General features: G+C 45.1%; 2 protein-coding genes and 1 tRNA gene. 1 reads left to right on the top strand and 2 read right to left on the bottom strand.

The features are described 5' to 3' along the window. The coding region (locus tag A3763_RS12440) for an ATP-binding protein (protein ID WP_231872188.1) at window positions 1–349 on the top strand (349 nt) is incomplete at its 5' end. 227 nt (window positions 350–576) lie between these two features. On the opposite strand, the gene A3763_RS12445 is transcribed toward A3763_RS12440, so the two are convergent. Further along, window positions 577–652, bottom strand: a tRNA-Asn gene (locus A3763_RS12445). A 72-nt stretch (window positions 653–724) separates the two neighbouring features. After that, window positions 725–976, bottom strand: a 252-nt coding sequence (locus A3763_RS12450) for an aminotransferase class I/II-fold pyridoxal phosphate-dependent enzyme (RefSeq protein ID WP_156495069.1), incomplete at its 5' end; no start/stop codon positions are given.

Genomic DNA, 976 nt, shown 5'->3' on the forward strand with positions numbered 1-976 from the left:
AGACGATTTGGCAAACCTTGCGGTTCGCGATGACGGGCGCGGTATTGCAATTAGCCGTATCTATAAAATGGCGATCGAGAAGGGTATTTATGCAGAATCCGATCCGAAGCCTTCAGCGAGTGAAATCGCTAATTTGATCTTCTCCTCGGGCTTCTCTACTGCGGATGAGGTTACGGACGTTTCAGGGCGTGGTGTTGGTATGGATGCTGTTAAGGGCTTCCTGGAGCGCGAAGGTGGAAGTATTGAGGTTATTCTGGATGATGGTGATGAGAATGCAGACTTCAGATCATTTACTACAAATATACGTATCCCGGCAAGTTTCTACCAGAAAGCTATTAGCTTTAACTAGTTTTAATAGTTGAGATTAAAGGCAGGCCTCTTACGAAAGTAAGGGGCTTTTTTGTTTGTGTTTGCGATATTTATAGTTGGCAAATCGATGTGGCTTATTTGGGGGTGAAAAAAACGGTCTGGTTGTATCCTGCAGGTCTTAGGCCTGGTCTATAGATTGGAGTGGATCTACAAAGAATTAATTCAAAGCGCAGCTTTGATAAAGTTAGGAAAGTGGGAATAAGAAGTTGGCTCCCCGAGCTGGGCTCGAACCAGCGACAAACGGATTAACAGTCCGCTACTCTACCAACTGAGTTATCGGGGAACAGAAGACTAACGAAGACTTCGTTAATCAAGGCCGCGTATACTAAAGAGCAAAGCGGCCCAGGTCAAGACCTTAAAGTACTTTTTTGAGACGTGAAATTGCTGACTCTAATATTTCCATGCTGGTTGCAAAGCTTAGGCGCATGCATCCAGGAGACCCAAAAGCAGACCCAGGTACAAGTGCCACACCTGCTTCACTTAGCAGCATCTCGGCCATTTCAACATCGTTAGATATATTCGCTAGATTGTCGATAGCACCCTGGAAGTTTGGAAAGACATAAAATGTTCCATCGCCAGAAATACATTCCACGCCGGGAAGTTCATT

The organism is Oleiphilus sp. HI0128, from assembly GCF_001635365.1.